Source organism: Methylobacterium sp. E-046 (assembly GCF_022829625.1).
Taxonomy (GTDB): domain Bacteria; phylum Pseudomonadota; class Alphaproteobacteria; order Rhizobiales; family Beijerinckiaceae; genus Methylobacterium; species Methylobacterium longum.
On record NZ_JAKSYP010000111.1, the window covers coordinates 1 to 2,237 of the forward strand.

Here is a 2,237-nt window from a genome sequence, read left to right on the forward strand (position 1 = left end):
CTGCCGGTCGCCGGCCCAGACCAGAACCGCGATCAGCAGCAGCAGCGGCAGAAGCACGAACAGCGCCGTCACCGCCACGCCGACGTCCAGGCTCCGCTTGGCCGCCCAGTCCAGACGCAGGCCGCCAACCACGAAGGGCGCCGCCGGCAAAGCTGACTCCGCGACGCGGGCCACATTCGAGTCGACCATCTTGGTCATCGCGCCGATCTCAGGATTATCTTGAAAAATGAAATCACCGGACGCATCGCGGTGTACAGCTGTATCCGACATAATCTGACTGCTTTACGATCATGAACAACTCGGATGATCATGATTTTTCGACAGGATACCAAATATACCCTGTGACGAACCGCGGCGGCCCCGTGAAAGACCAACACCGCCACGCGATCAGAATTCAACCGTTAAGCGTCGTTAATATTGTCGATAGTGCGGCACGTCTACTGCTGATGAGTAGTCTGCATCACAGGGATGTGTTGAGTGCACGCAGTACTTTTCAAGTACACAACCATAGATAGCGTATTTTGAGGATAAATTCGCCTACAAGTCGTCGCAGGCAGCAGGATTTTTCACGCTCGGCGCGCCTGCAGCCGCTCGGCTTCGTCCCGCCACGCGTCGCGCTCGACCTGCACGGCCTCGATCAGGGCGTGCAGGTTCCCCGCGTCGATCGCGGTTTCCATCAACATGTCCTGAGCGAGGGCGAGCTGCTCGCGCAGGTCGGCGTTCTCACGCGCGAGGGCGACGAGAAGGGCGGTTACATCATCGCCCATCAGGCCTGCTCCGGATCCGAGAGCGGTCTCTATCCCCGCTCAAGCTGCGCAGCAATCGCGTTCGTGTCCGGTGCGACTGCGCCGCCGTGGCCGCACCGGGAGCCGAAGGGAGCCGATGGAAGTCACGGAAAGTCGGAGGGAGGGCAGAGCCCGATGCCGCGGTTGCGGCGCTCGACCTCAGTCCGGTCGCCGACGGCACGCGGGCGCGGGCGCGGAGCGGTTGACCGGCACGCCGCCCGCCTGCCCTGAACGGAAGCAGGCTCCGCGCCGTCAAGCCTCGGAACACCACCCGGATGATCGCCCTGGCGGCGGCGCGGCACGGGCACGCGCGGGTTGAGGGGCCTCACGGGAGCGGAGCGGAGGGTGGCCGCCCCCGGCGACCGGCCGACCTGCCAGACCGCCGGAGATCGCTTGCGGACATCGCCCGTCCGATTGGAACCGGATCAAGGGCGCTCGGCGTGACATGGGGCTCGCGTTCCGATCTGATACGGACGTGAACGCCTTCGCGACGCGTCCATGAGCGCGGTATCCGGCCATGCAGTACCATCTGCGGATCGCCAGACCTCGGCCCCAAGGCAGCGTGGACATCCACAGCACGGCCTTCAACGCGCCGACCATCGGGGCCGCGATCGCCCGCTCCGCCGAGATGGTGGACGGCTTCCTGGGCGACCGACCGGGGGTCGCCATGCTGACCAGTTCGTATCGCGGCCTGGTGTGGTCACAGCGCCATAAGATGCCCGAGCCGCCGTTCTCCTGAACCCGGCGACAGGACGACCGCCGCGGCATTTCCCGCTCCGGCTGCCCCGGCCCGAGCACGGCGTCGCGGGAGCGTCTTCTCCAAGGTCAGCCCGCGCTCCAGGCCCGACCCGCGCGGCGTGCTCCGCGCACGCCTCACGGCGCGACAGCGCAGGCTCGTCGCGGTGATCGCCGAGCGCGATGGGCTGCCAGCCGGCCGTCCGATCCGCCGGACGGCCAAACCGGGGAACGTCATCGCCGCGGTCGAGGCCATGGCGGCCCGAGAGGCAGTCCTAGAGGCGAACGAAGAGGCGAACGGTGCTCCGCGCCGAAGCTGTACCGGCGCGTTTCCCGAGCCCGCGGCGCGTTTCCCAAGCCCGAGATACCTTGAAACGCGAAATATCCTGGAACGCGAGACACCCCGGGAGCGGGTGCTCCCAGGGTGTCGCCGACCTCGCGGCCAGTTTGATCGGGCTGGGGATGCGAAGGTCAACCGGACGGCCGGTCTGCCGCGGCGGCGGGCGATGGGAGGACCCGTCCGCCTCGCCCGCCGCGTCTCCCGGCGCAATGGCCGGGAGCAGTCCGACCGATCTCAGTACGAGCCGAACTTGTAGTTCAGGCCTGCGCGGACGACGGCGAACTCGTCGGAGCGGCGGCCGACCGGGCTGTAGAAGGCCGGGACGTTGGAGGCGGCGTTGATCACGAACGCGCCCTGGTTGCGGGTGTTGCGGTCGA

Annotated in this window: 2 protein-coding genes and 2 pseudogenes; 1 reads left to right on the forward strand and 3 read right to left on the reverse strand. The window is 67.2% G+C overall.

The genetic code is table 11. The features are described from left to right. Positions 1–270: pseudogene (locus MKK82_RS10395) on the reverse strand (hypothetical protein); the annotation flags it as partial. Between the two features lie 296 nt (positions 271–566). Next, on the reverse strand, positions 567–767 hold the full coding sequence (locus tag MKK82_RS10400) for a hypothetical protein (protein ID WP_238294242.1): 201 nt from the start codon (positions 765–767) through the stop codon (positions 567–569). Between the two features lie 580 nt (positions 768–1,347). Here MKK82_RS10400 and MKK82_RS10405 point away from each other — a divergent pair. Then, entirely contained in the window at positions 1,348–1,524 is a 177-nt protein-coding gene (locus MKK82_RS10405; protein WP_238294241.1) for a hypothetical protein, read from the forward strand. Positions 1,525–2,094: 570 nt separating this feature from the next. On the opposite strand, the pseudogene MKK82_RS10410 reads toward MKK82_RS10405, so the two are convergent. Then, a pseudogene (locus MKK82_RS10410) lies at positions 2,095–2,237 on the reverse strand (porin family protein); the annotation flags it as partial.